At 62.7% G+C, this 15168-nt stretch carries 19 protein-coding genes; 15 read left to right on the top strand and 4 right to left on the bottom strand.

What is annotated here, in order from left to right; genetic code table 11:
• Complete coding sequence (locus K1X15_RS13450) at window positions 1-996, top strand: NAD(P)-dependent oxidoreductase (RefSeq protein WP_220304134.1); 996 nt, start codon at window positions 1-3, stop codon at window positions 994-996.
• 3 nt (window positions 997-999) lie between these two features.
• Complete coding sequence (locus K1X15_RS13445) at window positions 1000-1830, top strand: amidohydrolase family protein (RefSeq protein ID WP_220304133.1); 831 nt, start codon at window positions 1000-1002, stop codon at window positions 1828-1830.
• A 5-nt stretch (window positions 1831-1835) separates the two neighbouring features.
• Here the strand turns inward: K1X15_RS13445 and K1X15_RS13440 are convergent, their stop codons facing one another.
• Window positions 1836-2921 carry an enolase C-terminal domain-like protein gene (locus K1X15_RS13440; protein ID WP_220304132.1) on the bottom strand — a complete coding sequence of 362 codons (1086 nt, stop codon included), beginning with the start codon at window positions 2919-2921 and terminating at the stop codon, window positions 1836-1838.
• A 133-nt stretch (window positions 2922-3054) separates the two neighbouring features.
• Here K1X15_RS13440 and K1X15_RS13435 point away from each other — a divergent pair, with 133 nt between their 5' ends.
• Genes K1X15_RS13435 through K1X15_RS13410 form a run of 6 tightly spaced genes read left to right on the top strand, consistent with a single transcriptional unit; the run spans window position 3055 to window position 7821 of the window.
• Window positions 3055-3876, top strand: a complete 822-nt coding sequence (locus tag K1X15_RS13435; protein WP_220304131.1) for a 2-keto-4-pentenoate hydratase — start codon at window positions 3055-3057, stop codon at window positions 3874-3876.
• Window positions 3873-4661, top strand: a complete 789-nt coding sequence (locus K1X15_RS13430; RefSeq protein ID WP_220304130.1) for a 2-keto-4-pentenoate hydratase — start codon at window positions 3873-3875, stop codon at window positions 4659-4661. Before K1X15_RS13435 ends, K1X15_RS13430 begins: the two co-directional genes overlap by 4 nt.
• Window positions 4658-5569, top strand: coding sequence for a cupin domain-containing protein (locus tag K1X15_RS13425; protein ID WP_220304129.1), 912 nt, complete (start codon window positions 4658-4660; stop codon window positions 5567-5569). Before K1X15_RS13430 ends, K1X15_RS13425 begins: the two co-directional genes overlap by 4 nt.
• A 15-nt stretch (window positions 5570-5584) precedes the next feature.
• Window positions 5585-6040, top strand: a complete 456-nt coding sequence (locus K1X15_RS13420; protein ID WP_220304128.1) for a nuclear transport factor 2 family protein — start codon at window positions 5585-5587, stop codon at window positions 6038-6040.
• Entirely contained in the window at window positions 6041-6331 is a 291-nt protein-coding gene (locus tag K1X15_RS13415) for a YciI family protein (RefSeq protein WP_220304127.1), read from the top strand.
• A 50-nt stretch (window positions 6332-6381) separates the two neighbouring features.
• Window positions 6382-7821: an aldehyde dehydrogenase family protein gene (locus K1X15_RS13410; protein WP_220304126.1), complete on the top strand. Its 1440-nt coding sequence runs from the start codon at window positions 6382-6384 to the stop codon at window positions 7819-7821.
• A gap of 525 nt (window positions 7822-8346) precedes the next feature.
• Here the strand turns inward: K1X15_RS13410 and K1X15_RS13405 are convergent.
• Complete coding sequence (locus K1X15_RS13405) at window positions 8347-9117, bottom strand: hypothetical protein (protein WP_220304125.1); 771 nt, start codon at window positions 9115-9117, stop codon at window positions 8347-8349.
• 202 nt (window positions 9118-9319) lie between these two features.
• Entirely contained in the window at window positions 9320-9811 is a 492-nt protein-coding gene (locus K1X15_RS13400) for a hypothetical protein (RefSeq protein WP_220304124.1), read from the bottom strand.
• Window positions 9812-10682: 871 nt separating this feature from the next.
• Between K1X15_RS13400 and K1X15_RS13395 the strand changes: the two genes are divergently transcribed.
• Together K1X15_RS13395 and K1X15_RS13390 are read left to right on the top strand one after the other, a co-directional pair.
• Complete coding sequence (locus tag K1X15_RS13395; protein WP_220304123.1) at window positions 10683-11678, top strand: hypothetical protein; 996 nt, start codon at window positions 10683-10685, stop codon at window positions 11676-11678.
• Window positions 11679-11688: 10 nt separating this feature from the next.
• Window positions 11689-11880: a hypothetical protein gene (locus tag K1X15_RS13390; protein ID WP_220304122.1), complete on the top strand. Its 192-nt coding sequence runs from the start codon at window positions 11689-11691 to the stop codon at window positions 11878-11880.
• Between the two features lie 62 nt (window positions 11881-11942).
• Here the strand turns inward: K1X15_RS13390 and K1X15_RS13385 are convergent, their stop codons facing one another.
• On the bottom strand, window positions 11943-12419 hold the full coding sequence (locus K1X15_RS13385) for a hypothetical protein (RefSeq protein WP_220304121.1): 477 nt from the start codon (window positions 12417-12419) through the stop codon (window positions 11943-11945).
• Window positions 12420-12716: 297 nt separating this feature from the next.
• Here K1X15_RS13385 and K1X15_RS13380 point away from each other — a divergent pair, with 297 nt between their 5' ends.
• Genes K1X15_RS13380 through K1X15_RS13360 form a run of 5 tightly spaced genes read left to right on the top strand, consistent with a single transcriptional unit; the run spans window position 12717 to window position 15119 of the window.
• Entirely contained in the window at window positions 12717-13118 is a 402-nt protein-coding gene (locus tag K1X15_RS13380; RefSeq protein ID WP_220304120.1) for a hypothetical protein, read from the top strand.
• A 12-nt stretch (window positions 13119-13130) separates the two neighbouring features.
• On the top strand, window positions 13131-13625 hold the full coding sequence (locus tag K1X15_RS13375) for a hypothetical protein (protein ID WP_220304119.1): 495 nt from the start codon (window positions 13131-13133) through the stop codon (window positions 13623-13625).
• Window positions 13622-14560: a 3'-5' exonuclease family protein gene (locus tag K1X15_RS13370; RefSeq protein WP_220304118.1), complete on the top strand. Its 939-nt coding sequence runs from the start codon at window positions 13622-13624 to the stop codon at window positions 14558-14560. The genes K1X15_RS13375 and K1X15_RS13370 overlap by 4 nt, the downstream gene beginning before the upstream one ends.
• Window positions 14560-14793 (top strand): hypothetical protein, encoded by a 234-nt coding sequence (locus K1X15_RS13365; RefSeq protein WP_220304117.1) that lies wholly within the window; start codon window positions 14560-14562, stop codon window positions 14791-14793. The genes K1X15_RS13370 and K1X15_RS13365 overlap by 1 nt, the downstream gene beginning before the upstream one ends.
• Entirely contained in the window at window positions 14793-15119 is a 327-nt protein-coding gene (locus K1X15_RS13360; protein ID WP_220304116.1) for a hypothetical protein, read from the top strand. Before K1X15_RS13365 ends, K1X15_RS13360 begins: the two co-directional genes overlap by 1 nt.
• The last annotated feature ends 49 nt before the right edge of the window (window positions 15120-15168 follow it).

Genomic DNA, 15168 nt, shown 5'->3' with positions numbered 1-15168 from the left:
ATGGCCAAGGTTCTGCTGCCCCATCCGCTTGACGACATGATCCTGCTCTATGGCCGGGGGCTGCTCGACCGGCTCGATCCGCTGGCCAGTCTCGTGCTCAATGAGGATGGGCGGCACTGGTCTGCCGAGGAGGTCATAGACCGGGCAGGGGATTGCGACGTCATCCTGTCCTTCGGCGTCACGCCGGCCGGCAGCGACCTGTTCGCGGCCCTACAGCGCCTGCGCGCCTTCATGCGCTGGGCCGTCGATATCCGCAATATCGACGTGACGGCAGCCAGCGCGGCGGGCGTGCTTGTGACGCGCGGTCCGGCCGCCTTTGCCTCGGGCGTCTCCGAACTGATCCTGGGCCTGATGCTCGACCTGACGCGTGGCATCGCCACGGCGACGGAAAGCTATCGGCGCGGTGTCGTCCCGGCGCCCGCCATCACGCGCGACCTGCGCGGCGCGAAGCTCGGCGTCATCGGCTATGGCCAGATCGCCCGCTATCTCTGCGAGGTGGCGCAGGCCCTGGGCATGCGCATCCTCGTCAATGACCCCTATACGCCCGTGGAGGGCGAGGGCATCGTGGCCGTGGATCGCGCCCGGCTGCTGGCCGAGAGCGACTATGTCGTCTGTCTCGCCACCGCCACGCCGGAAACCGAGAACATGATGGACGCGGCCGCCTTTGCCGCGATGAAGCCCACGGCCTATTTCATCAACGTGTCGCGCGGCAACCTGGTCAACGAGGCCGACCTCAAGGCTGCGCTCGACGCCGGGACAATCGCCGGGGCTGGGCTCGACGTCGGCCGGGCACATCGGCAGATGCCTTCGCTCGAGCTGGCGCGGCATCCGCGCGTTGTGGCCACGCCCCATATCGGCGGCCTGACGCCCAATTCGCTGGAACTCCAGCACGACGAAGCGGCGCGGCAATTGCAGGCCATTCTCGCCGGAACCATGCCGGAGCGCGCCGTCAACCCAGCGCAGGCCACGCGCCTCGATCCCGCCTGGCGGGCGTGAGCCATGATGGCTACTGCGGGGGCAGTGCGGGCCGGCGGGTGGGACTGTGCCATCCACATCTATGAGCGCGATCGGCCGCTGGTGCCATCGGCGACCTTCCAGCCCCCTCACGCCCCGCTGGCCGACTATCTGCGCGAGCGCGACAGCCTGGGGCTGAGCCGGGTCGTCCTATCGCAACCCACAGCTTATGGCTTTGACAACAGCCTGCTGCTCGAGGGCCTCTGCCAACTGGGCGAGGCCGGCCGGGGCATTGTCGTCATCCACCCCGATATCGCCGATGCAGAGCTCGACCACCTGCATGCGCTGGGAGTGCGCGGCGTGCGCTTCATGCTGTTTGCAGGTGGCGTGCTGGACTGGGCTGCGGTCGAGCCCATTGCGCGGCGCGTGGCCCGTGTTGGCTGGCACCTCAAGTTCCAGCTCGACGGACGCCGCTTTGCCGAACTAGCGCCAACGCTGGCCGGCCTGCCGGTCCGCAGCGTCATCGACCTGCATCTGGGCAGTTTCCCGGCCGACGTCGACGCCGATTCAGCGGCAGCCGATGCGCTCTGCCGGGGTCTCGATGATGATTGGTGCTGGGTCAGCCTGTCGGCGCCCTATCCGATCTGGCCGACGCTTGGCCGCGCGCCAGAAGTCTTGCTGGCGCTGCCGCGCCGCGCCGTGGCGACACGGCCCGACCGCTGCATCTGGTCGTCGAACTGGCCCCATGTCAATGTGTCGCCGACCCCGCTGCCACGCGCCGGGCTCGATTGGCTGGAGCGCGTCATTCCAGACGCCGCCCAGCGTTGCGCCGTTCTTGAGGACAATCCTGGCAGCCTGTTCGGGCCGGTGTCATGATCGCCTCAGAGCAGGAGCGCGCCTATGGCATCCTCGTTCCAGGCCATGCCATGGCCGGGGCGGCGGTCGACGACCGAATGGCCATTCTCGATCCGCAGCGGCTCCTGCAGCACCGGACCGGCCCAGTCGACATACTCGAGATAGTGGCGGGTCGATGCCGCAGCCAGCAGGTGTTGGCTGGCCTCGGGGAAGAGATGGCTGGACACCGGCACGCCATGCCCGCTGGCAAGGCCCGCCGCCCGCAGCCAGGGCGTCATGCCGCCGATCTTCATCACGTCGGGCATGATGAGGTCGCTGGCGCCGGCGGCCACGGCCTTGGCGACATCGCCCACGCTCCAGAAATTCTCCCCGATCTGCACCGGGGTCGCGATCTGCCTCGCCAATGCGGCGCTGCCGGCATAATCGTCGGCGCGAATGGCCTCCTCGATCCAGGCGAGCCCTTCGCCGTCGAGCGCCTGGCACCGCCGCATGGCCTCGGGCAGCTCGAGGCACTGGTTGAAGTCGGCGACGATCTCGATCTCCGGTCCGACTGCGGCGCGCACCGCGCGGGTGACCGCGACATCTTCTGCCAGCGTCGGATAGCCCAGCCGCAGCTTGATGGCGGTGAACCCGAATTCGAGCAGTTCGACCGCCTCGACAGCGGCACGCGCGCTGCCCATCAGGCCGAGCCCGAGGCTGTTATAGGCCCTGAGCGGCTGCAGCGAGCCGCCCCAGAGCTCGGCCAGCGGCTTGTCGTTCAGCTTGCCCACAATGTCCCATGCCGCCATGTCCACCGCCGCCAGCGCCATGGTCACCAAGCCCGTTCCGCCCAGCAGCAGGAAGGACTTCTGCAGCTTTCGCTCCAGTTCCACCGGTTCGACCGGCTGGCCGGCGAGAAAGCTGCCGATCTCCTCGAGCAGGGCGGCCAGTGGCCGCAGCACCAGCGGGCTGGGGCTGAACAGATAGGCAATTCCCGTGATGCCCGCATCGGTCTCCATGTCGACCAGAACCAGCGGCACGCGCGGCAGCGACCCGCTGGCATTGACCAGCGGCCGGCGCAACGGCGCGAGCACGACACGGACCTTGAGAGCCTTTAGGCGGGGAGCAGACATGGATCATCCTGTTCATTGTGCTGAACTGCATTTTCTATTAGCGCATGCGAAGTGGGATGGTCAACGACAACAACAATAGGTATGCGTTCAACATATTGAACAATAGACAATATGTTGACTGAACAGCTCTGAGATGGCAGAGGAAGCCAGTGCAATTTGCGAGGCAGGACTGACGATGATCGAGGATGGGTTGATATCGGAGATGGCGCTCGCGCTGCGCCAGGCCGGAAAAGAGCCGGCCGTACTCTCCCCGATTGCGGATGTAGCGACGGCCTATGCTATCCAGAACGCGAATACTGCCGAAGGTCTCGCGGCTGGCCGTCGCATCGTGGGTGTCAAGGTGGGCCTGACCACGGCCGCCGCGCAGACAGCCTTCTACGCGCGCGAGCCAACGGTGGGCGTGTTGTTCGGCGACATGGAATGCCCCGATGCCAGTCTTGTCTTGTCCCATCGCCTGCGGCAGCCGCAGGCGGAAGGCGAGATCGCCTTCGTGCTGGCCCGGGACCTTATCGAGCCGGAACCCAGCCTTGCCGAGGTTATCGCAGCCGTCGACTTCCTGCTGCCGGCCATCGAAATCGTCGATCACCGTCAGGACAGCTGGACCATGCCGCTGACCAATGTGATCGCCGACAATGCCTGCGCCGGGCTCTATGTGCTTGGCGGCAGCCCGCGTCGCCTGGGCGACGTCGACCTGTGGCTGTGTGGCATGGTGCTCGAGATCAACGGCGAACCGGCCTCGACCGGCGCCGGTCTCGCCAGCCTCGGCAACCCGCTCAATGCCCTGCGCTGGGTCGCCGGTCATCTGGCACGGACAGGACGTCCGCTGCGGGCCGGCAACGTCATCCTGTCCGGCGCGCTCGGCCCCATGTCGCCCATTCGCTCCGGCGATGTCGTGTCCCTGCGTATCGCTGGCCTCGGCTCCTGTTCCTTCATTCTCGGCGAGGATCGCCCATGACGACCACCTCTCCCGATCTCGACGCGACGGCCGCCCTGCTCGATGACGCGGCCCGCGAGGCACGCGGCATGGACCAGCTGGGTCTCGATGCCAGCGTCGCCGAGGCCTATGACATCCAGCGCCGCTCCATGGCCCGGCGCGAGGCGCGCGGCGAACGGCTGATCGGCATCAAGATGGGCCTGACCAGTCGCGCCAAGATGGCCCAGGTCAATATCACCGAGGTGATCTGGGGCCAGTTGACCGATGCCATGGTGGTGGAAAACGGCGGCACGATGGACGCCAGCCGGTTCGGCCAGCCCCGCGCCGAACCCGAAATCGCCTTCCGCCTTGGAAAGTCCCTCTCGGGTGTAGTGACCGAACTCGAAGCCTGGGCGGCAATCGAGGGCGTGGCTCCGGCCGTCGAGATTCTCGACAGCCGGTTCCGCAACTTCAAGTTCAACCTCGCCGATGCGATTGCCGACAATTGTTCGGCAGCGGGCCTTGTCGTTGGCCCATGGACGGCGCCGGGCGTGGATTTTTCCAACCTGGGCATGTGCATGAGCATTGACGGCAGGCCGGTGGGCATCGGCTCCAGCGCTGCCATCCTAGGCCACCCGATCCGCACGCTCGTCGCGGCCGCCCGGCTCACAGCCCAATATGGCGGGGAATTGCGCGCCGGCGACATCTTCCTGTCTGGTGCGCCGACCGCCGCTGTACCGCTGAAGCCCGGCATGCGCGTGAGTCTTGAAGTGCAGTCCCTTGGCCAATGCGGCTTTTCCGTCACCACCCCATCCGAAGGAGCATGACCATGCCCGTTGCCGATCTCGTTCCGGTCTGCGTCGCGCATTGCACCGCCGACACCGCACAGCAGCATGAGGCCGATGGCAGCCCCACCTGGATCACCCGCGGTGCCAACTTCGTCGTCGCGGTCACCGCGGTGCATCCCGGCACTATCTTGTCCCGCAGCGGCCAGGCAGACGATTACATGGTCATCCTGCCCGTCGGCATGCAGGCAGAACTGTCGGGCGGCGGGCAAAATCTGCTGGCCGGCGACGACAGCCTTGCCATCGTGCCGCCCGGCGACAGCCGGGTCAAAGCCGGGGCGGCCGGACATGTCGTGCGCATCTTCTCCACCGCCGCGCGCGACCTGACAGCGCTTGCCCAGAACGCCGCCCATTACGGCCCCGATCTCAACCTGCCCGAGAACATTGCTCCGCTGGCCGGCCATTCCCTGCGCCAGTTCCGCATGGCGGACTATCCCCGAGTGGGCAATGCGCTGATCCAGCCGCGGATTTTTCGCTCGGGCAACCTGATGGTCAACCTGTTCCATGTGTTCGACCAGCTACGTCCAACCACCGAACTGCGCCCGCACTGGCATGACGATTTCGACCAGGGCTCGCTGGGCCTTGCCGGCCGCTGGCTGCACCATATCCGCACGCCCTGGGGCAGCGATATCGAGCAGTGGCGCGATGACCAGCATCTTGAAGTGGCCAGCCCGTCGCTGACCATCATTCCCCCGACCATGATCCATGCCTCGCGCAATCTCGATCCCGACAGCCGGCTGGTCGATATTTTTGCGCCGCCGCGCGTCGATTTTCTGAGGAGTGGCATCGTGATTAACGCTGCCGAATATCCCGCGCCACCCGCCGACGCCGCCAGCACCGACCGCGACGTGCCGCAGGACTGGCAGAAGGTCGGCCGCGCCACCACCTGACTCGAGGACTCCGCCATGACCCTGACGCCACAGCATATGGAAGCAGCGATCCGTCGCTATTTCGACGCCTGCAACAAGGCCGACTATCAGGCACTGATCGATAGTTTTACGCCCGACGCCGTGCATTACTTTCCACCCGGCCTGCCCGACGTCCCCTGGCGCGGCGCCGACACCATTGCCCGCAAGTGGATATGGTGCGTCGAGACGCTGGGGTCGCAGTGGACCATTGAAAAGGTGCTCTGCTCCTCCACCGCGCCCGAGGCGGTAATCGAATGGACCCATTGGAAGACGCGCTCCGGCACCGCCCTGCGCGGCGATGAATGGTATGTCTTCGACGAGGCAAGCGGCCGGATCGCCGAAATACGCGCCTTCTATGCCGCTTCGGCCAATCCGGCTCTGACCATCTCGCAGCTGGAAGACTTCGACTATGCCGGTCGCGGTTATCACCTCGCTCCGGCATCGGAGGTCTAGATGCTGTTTCTAATCCAGGCCTCCGACCGGCCGGACACCCGCGACCTGCGCAGCAGCCTGCGCAGCGAGCATCTTGAGATGCTCTACCGTCTGAAGGCCGAGGGCAGAGTGTTCGATGCCGGCGCCCGGCTGGACTCCGAGGGCCACATCGTCGGATCGGTGGTCATCCTCGAGGCCGATGATATGGATGGCGTTCGGGCCTATCTCGATGCCGAAGTCTTCGTGCATCACAAGGTCTGGGGAGACGTCGATATTTCCCCCTATCGCAGGGTGCAGTGGCCCGCGGCGTGACGTGAGCTGCGAGACCAGACTCCCCTATTCCCCTTTTGAGAGGCAAAAGAATGGCTGAACTGCACAAGAACCTGATCGACGGGGAATGGGTTGGCTCGGACGGCGTGGAAAATATCAATCCGTCAAATACGGCTGAAGTAGTGGGCGTCTATGCCCGCGCCACGGCGGAGGAAACCAAGCAGGCCATCGCCGCTGCCAAGGCCGCTTTCCCGGCCTGGTCGCGCTCGGGCATTCTCGAACGCCATGCCATTCTCTCCAAGGCATCGCAGGAAATCCTCGCGCGCAAAGCCGAGCTCGGCGAACTCCTGTCGCGCGAAGAGGGCAAGACACTGCCGGAAGGCATTGGCGAAGTGACCCGCGCCGCGCAGATTTTCGACTTCTTCGCCGGTGAAGTGCTGCGCCTCGCTGGCGAAGTGCTCCCATCGGTTCGTCCCGGCGTTGGTGTCGAAATCACCCGTGAGCCTTTCGGTGTCATCGGCATCATCACGCCGTGGAACTTCCCGATCGCCATCCCGACTTGGAAGATTGCTCCGGCCTTGGCCTATGGCAATACCGTCCTGATCAAGCCGGCTGATCTCGTTCCCGGCTCGACCTGGGCGATCGTCGACATTCTCGTCCGCGCCGGCCTGCCCAAGGGCGTGCTGAACCTCGTCATGGGCAAGGGTTCGGTCGTCGGCCAGACCATGCTCGACAGCAAGCATGTCACCGCCATCTCCTTCACCGGTTCGGTGGGTACCGGCAAGCGCGTTGCTGCCGCTTCGATCGAGGTCGGTCGCAAGTTCCAGCTGGAAATGGGCGGCAAGAACCCGGTCATCGTGCTCGACGACGCCGACCTCAAGGTTGCCGTTGAATCGGTTGCCCAGTCGGCCTTCTTCTCGACCGGCCAGCGCTGCACGGCCTCGTCGCGCGTCATCGTCACCGAAGGCATCCACGACAAGTTCGTCGAAGCCCTGGCCGAGCGTACGCGTAACCTGCGCGTCGGGGATGCACTGGACAAGAACACCGAAATCGGTCCGGTGGTCGATCCCAGCCAGCTCAAGCAGGACACCGACTATATCGCTATCGGCAAGTCCGAAGGCGCCAAGCTCGCGGCCGGTGGCGAACTGGTCAAGGCTGGCACGGAAGGCTACTTCCTGCAGCCGACGCTCTTCACCGAAGCGACCAACCAGATGCGCATTTCGCGCGAGGAAATCTTTGGGCCGGTGGCTTCGGTCATCCGCGTCAAGGACTATGAAGAAGCCCTCGCCACCGCCAATGACACCGATTTCGGTCTCTCGGCCGGCATCGTCACCACCTCGCTCAAGTATGCGACCCACTTCAAGCGCAATGCTGAAGCTGGCATGGTGATGGTCAACGTGCCGACCGCGGGCGTCGACTTCCATGTCCCATTCGGTGGCCGCAAGGGCTCGTCCTATGGCCCGCGCGAGCAGGGCAAGTATGCAGCCGAATTCTTCACCGTGGTGAAGACGGCGTACACGGCCGCTGGGTGATTGGTGACATAATCCAGTGAAGGTCTGCTTTCCTGCATTTCAACTCCAAAGCTGACAGTCTGCAGTCCACCCCTAAGCCGCGAGTCGGTAGTCGTTCCCCTTCCGGCGAAAACGAAGTCAACGCCCATTCACTTCGCATAGCTTGCATTTGACGTCTGACTCCCAATCACTACGCGATAACCATCGCTTATCACGTAGTGCCGAAATCCAGGTTGCGACCTGGCGAGCAGCGGGTTCAGAATTGGGATGCGGGATCACAAATGTGTGAGCGAAGAATTCGGAGATGGAAATCCGATTTCCCTTGACATGTTTGCAAGTATACTGGCCTGCTTGGAGTAGATGTGACAAAGACATAGTATTCCAGAAAGCAGTAGTAATACAGTAGTATTGTAGAAGTATATAGTATTCATAAGTATTGCTTTGGAATGCTATTTCTGTGATAGGGGTTGAAATTTTGGGGTCTACTCGACTCTTTTCAATCAATACTTCATCTCGGAAATGCCGGTTTCCGGTGCTTCCAGGCCCTCACAGCCTACCCAGCCTGCAATGCAAGCTACCCGAAGTGAAAGCCCATTCGCTTCGCTTGCAGGGGTCATCGGGACCACCTGTTGCGCTTGAGCTCGGTCCGCGCATGGCCAGCAAAGCCCCGTGCGGCCTGGCGTACAGCCTCTGCAATGGCGCTTCCAGGATCGGGTCGTAGGTCACGCGCTCTTCGGCGGCGACAAGGAGGCGTGGGCCTTCAGCGGTCCTGGCCCATATACCCTCTTTGCCACCATCACGAACCCGACCCCACCACAGGACACCGCCTTGGCCGGTCATCGAGAACAGGCGCTGCAGCGTACCTGGCGGCAAGTTGCCACCCTCGGTAGGGCTCACATTGATGCCCAAGGCAAGGACAGCTGCAGACTGCAGGTTATCCCACACGGGGATCATGACGTGCTTGTCCGCTGGTCCGATCTCACCCGGGTTACGCGTCTGCTCGCCTTCGCCGAGGGCGTACCGCAACCAACGGTGCTGGAGAGGCTTGATCTCGATCGCAGCACTGACGCCGGTAGCTGCCGATGCGCGGGAAGGGTGAGGCTGGCGTGCCGAGATCGCTTCGCGGGTCAGGGCTTCGGGCTTGTCGAAAACCTGGTCGATCGCTTTGTGGGCGCGGTCACGGGCATCCCTGGCGACAGCATTGGCAGCGGCCTGGAGAGGGCGTGAGGCATCGTCGACCAGGCCGGCCATGCGCTGCTCGAAAGCGCGGATTTGCCTCGGGTTGATACGGACGGCGATGGAGCTCTTGCGTGCCATAGCCGCAAGCGTCCGGTATCCGATCTGGCAAAATCAAGTAACTCGTGGCCTGCTAGGCAAAAAAAGACGCCCCGGAGGGCGTCTGAGGTCACGATACTAGATTAGTCCACGAAATGTATGTTGCGGTTTCGCATGACACAAGCCCTTGTATGCGATGTCCGGCACTGGGGCGGACGATTTTTCTACTCCACGCCGTAGCAGCCTATGTCGAGTGCACCCCCGTTACTCCATGGTACGGCGTAGCAGCGGCTTTCATGACCGCGATGTCTTTTTCGTCCCACGTGAGGTCTTTGCGCCGCGGCGGTGGGCTGTAGCCCTCGTCACGCATTTGGATGGAAGGTACCGCACCGGTTTCAAAGCGCGCTGGCGGGTGGAGGCGCTCACGCACTGCCGCTTGAGACATTTCTCGGTCCGCGCCGTCCCGCATGAGGACCAGTACCGCGACACGGAAGAGACGTGTCACACTGATGTACACACCTTCACCATCGTGCATCGCGTATTCCGGCCGCAGGCAGAAGCTCGTTGCTTCCGAGATCGCGGCATCGACCTTCCGGGCTTCCGGCCAGCCGATAGCGCTGCGCATCGCCCGCCACTCACGCGTCTTCTCCGCTTTCCTACGCCTGGATGCGGCAATGCGCGCCGGCCGGGTCATCGGCAGGTCGGGCTTCATCGCGCTGTCGGTCGCGGTCATCATGCCCCGACGATGACGAGGATCGTCGCAAGCCACAAGTGGGTACGCCGTACCAAATCCACGCCGTGGCGCTGTCCGGCGCTCCAGCGGCGCTTCGCGCTGTCTGTGCTATCGGGAAGAGAGGCCCCGTGCCCAGGAATCCCCAGAGCATCGTTCCCAAAAGCCCCATCTGAACCCCGCACGGAGGCGTAGCAACGCGGAGCCGACACAGAAACGGGCCGCAATGCCCACGATCCGTTTCGGGCCGCCAGGCCCGCATTCTCGTCGATCAATCTAGACTCTCGACCTCGGACCAAACGGCATCGCCGGATCGGTCTCGACCGGAACAGGATCGTCGATCTGGAGCCATCGTGGAGACCCAAAAAACCCCTTGGGTGAGGGATCCGTACCGACATCTTCGTTTCGAGCCTCCAGACCCCATCCAGATCGACAGGGTAATGATCGACACCTGGGGATCGATACCTATCTCGAGATGATCGGTCGGACATCCGTCCAGCAGGACATCGAAACCCGGTACGGGGATCGCAGGCCCTAAACGGGCACCTAGGCTCACCTGGGCCGGAGGCCATCTGTAATCCCTGTATCGGTTCCAGTGATCGCAGGGTCGCAAATGACCTCCGGTCTAGCCTTGTCACCCCATAGCCGCCCTGCGGCCCTAGTGATCCCAGAACCGCGGAGCGGACTGGAATCCTATAGGTGCAAAGCACCCTCGGAATCCCAGATTCCTATTCTTTCTTTATAGGGCACCGGCACGTGTCACCAGATCGGTAATTCGTCGTTATCCTGCAATTGTTTAAGAAATCGAGGGTGAGACACTTGATGTACGCGAGGATCCCCCTCATCTTTGATCTCGATATCGCCGTTAGAGGTCCCGATGCTCCCAGAACTGATCCCCATACCTGCTCAGACAGCAGCCGAGTTCAAGGTCGAGGGAACGTGCACTGGTCGTGACATCGCGTGGGCACTGGCGCTCCTTATGCAGTCCGTAGATCGTGGGGAAGCCGGCGAGGTCCTGATCTCAGACGAGAGGACCCGGGAAGCGCTTTTCATAAAGAGGTCCGACACGATCGAGCGCGAGAACGGGCGCTGGGCGCGTCTTTATCATCTCACGATCTGTGGTCGGCCAGCACCGTGCGTCCCCTTTGAGACCATGGGTGGTCAGGGCGCCTGGCCGCGTCGTCACAAGACTGCAGCTGGCGAGATCTCTGTGATCGTGGACCAGGATCTCGTCGACGCCTTCACTGATCGCTCTGGGGACGTCGTATTCCTGCCTCGTCGGTTGCTCGAGCTCGCTGACAGCAGATACACCGTGTCGATGATGATGCGGGTGCTGGCGTGGTCGGTGGGTGACTACCCGCGTGCCTGGAAAGTGGTCGACACTGCGCGCAAGGTGAAGATCCGCGTCCCACTCCAGGTCATCATCGAAGCTCTGGATTTGCCGGCATCGATGAAGCCCTCTCAGATCGCTGGTCGCGTTCTTTCCCAGGTCGCAGACGAAATCACCAGCTTTACAGACTACGAGGTGACTCTGATGCCCCGGGTCGCGCCATCGACTGGCCGGATACGCGACATCGAAGTCACGATCCATGTGCCCGATGTCGAAGCCACGCTCGACGCGATCGAGACTGCTGGCGGTGAGCTGGGTGGACGCAGGAAGCGCAAGCCCCGCGGGTATCCAATGCCGGCCACTAGGCCCGCAACACCGGTCCCTGTCTCACGCGCAGCGCTGGACGCCGCAGTACCACTTTCTGTCGTTCCCGCCCCGGACATCTTAGAAAAAATGGGCGATAGTTCAAATTCGACAGTTTCCCCAGGACCTTCTTCAACGGCTGTCGAATATGGTCTGCGGCAGAACGTCATTGAGTGGTGAGGAGCGAGGCATGTTTTCGGATTCTGAGATCCTGCTCATGATGCACAATGACCAGGACAGGTCACACGCGGCCCGAGAGATCACCAAAGCCAACAACGAAATCAGGCGTCTGCGCGCGCTCCTCACCGACGCCCAGGAAGAGCTCGCCGACGAGCGCAAAGCCCGTGTCTTCGCCGAATACCAGCTCAACAAGCGGCACTGACTCTGCCGCCACCGCCAGAATGAATTAGGGCCCGAGAGATGATCTCGGGCCCTTTGCTTTGATCAGATCGCGAGTGCTGCGATCGGCGTGTGCGCCATTTCCCGCTCTGCTGTCCGGCTTTTCGACGGACGCTCTTGCATCTGCAGGTAGGCTGGCAGCCCGCGGACTTCCCTGCGGCCGGACATGTACCCACCCAGGTCCTCGACGCAGATGAGCTTGCAGAGCTGGATGTGATCGAGCTGGCTCATCCATTTCACCGTGTCCGCCGGCACATTATGCATGTCCTGCATTGTCACCGTGCCCGCCGCCATGCGCTGCGCCAGCGTCTTCACTGCAAGCGCGGCACCGGTGGGCGCTGTTACCTGGCGGGCGCCGTTGTCATTGCTCCGGCGCTGAACTGCCGCAGCCGGCAAGGGTGCACCGGCCCCGAAGTCCGGGATCAGATGCATGACCAACCGACCCGTTTTCTTGCACGTCACCCAGACCGTCCTGCCGATTGCTCTGAGTGCGGCTCCGATTGCCGCGATTATCCTGTCCATTGTCGTCTCTCCTTTGCCTAGATGGCTTGTGCGAGAGTAGACCGAGCGCTGGCAAGAAAGAACGTGGTAGCGAATGTGAACAATGATTGTTCACATTTCCAAAGTGGCAATGTTGACACGCGGAAACCCGCAGAATTGCTGGCTTTGACGAATCCCTGTCGAGGGACGAATTGACAATGACAATCCTTCAAACTTTGAAACACCTGCCTGTTACTCAGATTTTGTCACTTTATGCTTGTGATATGCGAATGTTCGAGCGACCGTTTTTGCAGGACATGGAATTCAAGGATTCTTGCAGTGACCACCACCACCCAGCGTTCTCTCGGCCTTCGCCGCCTCGGCGGCCCCGGACCCGAAATGCTCTATTCCCCCGACACCACCTATGGGCTTCACCGCGGCCAGTCCCGCCTACGCACTCGCCCGATGGCCGACACGCCCGCAGCTGATGAGCCCACGGCCGAAACCGTCGTCGAGCACATCGAGCCAGCGGTCGAGAGTGATTTGGTTATCGAAGGTATCGAAACCGCAGCTCCTGTCGCCGAGAGGACGCCTTACGTCGACCCGAACCCAGATTTCCTCGATTGGGATGGCGAGCTGGTGCCCATGACGGGACCCTATATCTCGAAAGACGGCTGCCGCTGGATGCACGGGGTGCCGTCATTCCTGCATGAAGACCGCCCCCAGTCCAACATCCGCTAACCGGAGCAAGTCATGGAACACGCTCTCCAGGCCCGCCCCGGGTACCGCAAACTCAACCATCCAGATCTGACCCAGCCGCGCCCGCGTCTTGACCCAAGCAAGCCACGCGTCGGCGCTGGTATCGTTCTCGCTGACGTCAGTGACGAGCAGATCGTTGCGCTCCTAGATGCCGGACTCTCTCGCTCCGAGCTCGCCGCACACTATGGCGTCGGCGATCATGTCATTCGCTACCGCGACAAGATTCTGCGCGAGAGCGGGTTGATGCCGGCCAAGGCGCGCCCGAGCGGCCGCTTCTTCATCGACGACATTGTCGACGGGCACGGAGACCGCATCTTCTATCAGATCGCGGCTCACCGCCGGGCCGCTTGGGATGCTCTGGTCGCGATGGAGTCGCAAGAACGTCCGCGGCTGCCCTCGTGGGCGGTCGAGCTAGTTGATTTCAGCCTGCTTGAGTTCTCGAAGCCCCTTTCTTTCGGTGCCTATTTGACAGGAGCGCACGCAGAATGACCCACAGCTTTTCTCATTATGAGCAGATGTCGCGGCAGGGCCAGACCGCGCTCTATCTCTACATCGACATCGAAACCATACCGAGCCAGGATCCGGCCGTGCTCGACGCCATTCGCGCGAAGCATATGGTTGCCGAACCGGATCTGACCGCGATCGAGGCGGACAAGCGCCTGACTGATCCCGCAAAAATCGCCGCCGATCTCGAAAAGAAGCGTGTCAAGGCTGTCGAGGACTACGTTGACGCTGTCGAGAAGTCTAAGTCTGACATCAACACGGAATACCGACGCACCGCCCTCGACGCCAGCACTGGTCAGATCGTGTGCGCCAGTGCCGCTCTCGCGGACCGCGATGTCCATTGCATCTGGGCGCATGACCTTTCTGCCGACGCCGAAAAGGGTATGCTTCAGGCTCTTTTCGAAGGCCTGGAAAGCATGCTGTCCGAGCACGCCAAGGACCTGGCGCTGGCATCGCTCGTCGAGCAGGGTCGTAGCGACATCGATTCCGTCCGTCTGGAAATGCAGCGTCATCGCGTCGTCCCAGTCGTCGTCGCGCACCACGCCGGTTTTGACATCCGTTACATCTGGCAGCGCGCCATAATCCTTGGTGTCACCCCGCCGAGCTGGTGGCCGGTAGACGCCCGTCCATGGGACACCGATCGCGTCTTCGACACCATGACCGCCTGGGCCGGGCACGGCAATCGGATCGGCCTCGATCGCCTTTGCAAGGCCCTGAGCTTGCCGGGCAAGACGGGCGTCGACGGCTCACAGGTGTGGGACCTTGTCCGCGATGGTCGCATCGACGATGTCGTGGACTATTGCGACGACGATGTCCGCCGCCTCCGCAGCGTGCACCGCCGTCTCATCGGGCTGCCGGTCCTTGAGATCGACGCGATCGAGGTGCCTGACATGGGCGCCGCAGAGAAGGAGGCCGCGTGATGTTTCTGCACGTCCAGACCACAGTCGACCGCGTCATCATCGAAGGTGACGACTGCAATGTCTCTGCAACCATCGAGACGCTGAAGCGCACCCGCGGGGCCATGTTCCCGGGGCCCAGCATCGACTTCACGCTCACAATGCCTGCATGCGAGATCGAAGACGCCTACGACCGCGCGATCGAGGAGGGGCGCCGGATTTTCGAGCGCTTCAATGCCAAGCAGGAGGCCGCGTGATGCGCGGTCACGAAATCCTGTCTTCGATCGCGTGGTCTAGCGACGTCCACCCGGACACCATCGCATCGATCGAAGCCGCAATCCTGGACCTGGATCGAAAGGTCCACGGGACCAACAGGACGACATATCGTGAGCAGGAGCTCCATTTCCTCTTGAAGGATTTCATAACCAAGCACGGGGGGATTCGGAAAGCCGCCGACGCCGCCGGCGTGTCAAAGAGCTATCTCTCCGATGTCGACTGCGGTCGGCGCCCAGCCGGCGACAAGATCCTTGCAGCATTAGGCTTGGTTCGGTCAGTGAAGAAAACTTTCGTCAAAATCGCCTGACCCCATTTGTGGCTTGCCAGACTGTCCGTCATCGTGACGGACACCACCA

This window comes from Devosia salina, from assembly GCF_019504385.1.
GTDB lineage: Bacteria > Pseudomonadota > Alphaproteobacteria > Rhizobiales > Devosiaceae > Devosia > Devosia salina.
Note: the sequence above shows the minus strand (reverse complement) of the source record. Positions and strands in the feature narration are given on the sequence as shown.

Excerpts from the sequence above, each read along its gene's own strand:
- K1X15_RS13450 (WP_220304134.1), top strand. The coding sequence starts at position 1 with ATGGCCAAGGTTCTGCTGCCCCATCCGCTTGACGACATGATCCTGCTC.
- K1X15_RS13445 (WP_220304133.1), top strand. The coding sequence starts at position 1,000 with ATGATGGCTACTGCGGGGGCAGTGCGGGCCGGCGGGTGGGACTGTGCC.
- K1X15_RS13440 (WP_220304132.1), bottom strand. The coding sequence starts at position 2,921 with ATGTCTGCTCCCCGCCTAAAGGCTCTCAAGGTCCGTGTCGTGCTCGCG.
- K1X15_RS13435 (WP_220304131.1), top strand. The coding sequence starts at position 3,055 with ATGGCAGAGGAAGCCAGTGCAATTTGCGAGGCAGGACTGACGATGATC.
- K1X15_RS13430 (WP_220304130.1), top strand. The coding sequence starts at position 3,873 with ATGACGACCACCTCTCCCGATCTCGACGCGACGGCCGCCCTGCTCGAT.
- K1X15_RS13425 (WP_220304129.1), top strand. The coding sequence starts at position 4,658 with ATGACCATGCCCGTTGCCGATCTCGTTCCGGTCTGCGTCGCGCATTGC.
- K1X15_RS13420 (WP_220304128.1), top strand. The coding sequence starts at position 5,585 with ATGACCCTGACGCCACAGCATATGGAAGCAGCGATCCGTCGCTATTTC.
- K1X15_RS13415 (WP_220304127.1), top strand. The coding sequence starts at position 6,041 with ATGCTGTTTCTAATCCAGGCCTCCGACCGGCCGGACACCCGCGACCTG.
- K1X15_RS13410 (WP_220304126.1), top strand. The coding sequence starts at position 6,382 with ATGGCTGAACTGCACAAGAACCTGATCGACGGGGAATGGGTTGGCTCG.
- K1X15_RS13405 (WP_220304125.1), bottom strand. The coding sequence starts at position 9,117 with ATGGCACGCAAGAGCTCCATCGCCGTCCGTATCAACCCGAGGCAAATC.
- K1X15_RS13400 (WP_220304124.1), bottom strand. The coding sequence starts at position 9,811 with ATGATGACCGCGACCGACAGCGCGATGAAGCCCGACCTGCCGATGACC.
- K1X15_RS13395 (WP_220304123.1), top strand. The coding sequence starts at position 10,683 with ATGCTCCCAGAACTGATCCCCATACCTGCTCAGACAGCAGCCGAGTTC.
- K1X15_RS13390 (WP_220304122.1), top strand. The coding sequence starts at position 11,689 with ATGTTTTCGGATTCTGAGATCCTGCTCATGATGCACAATGACCAGGAC.
- K1X15_RS13385 (WP_220304121.1), bottom strand. The coding sequence starts at position 12,419 with ATGGACAGGATAATCGCGGCAATCGGAGCCGCACTCAGAGCAATCGGC.
- K1X15_RS13375 (WP_220304119.1), top strand. The coding sequence starts at position 13,131 with ATGGAACACGCTCTCCAGGCCCGCCCCGGGTACCGCAAACTCAACCAT.
- K1X15_RS13370 (WP_220304118.1), top strand. The coding sequence starts at position 13,622 with ATGACCCACAGCTTTTCTCATTATGAGCAGATGTCGCGGCAGGGCCAG.
- K1X15_RS13365 (WP_220304117.1), top strand. The coding sequence starts at position 14,560 with ATGTTTCTGCACGTCCAGACCACAGTCGACCGCGTCATCATCGAAGGT.
- K1X15_RS13360 (WP_220304116.1), top strand. The coding sequence starts at position 14,793 with ATGCGCGGTCACGAAATCCTGTCTTCGATCGCGTGGTCTAGCGACGTC.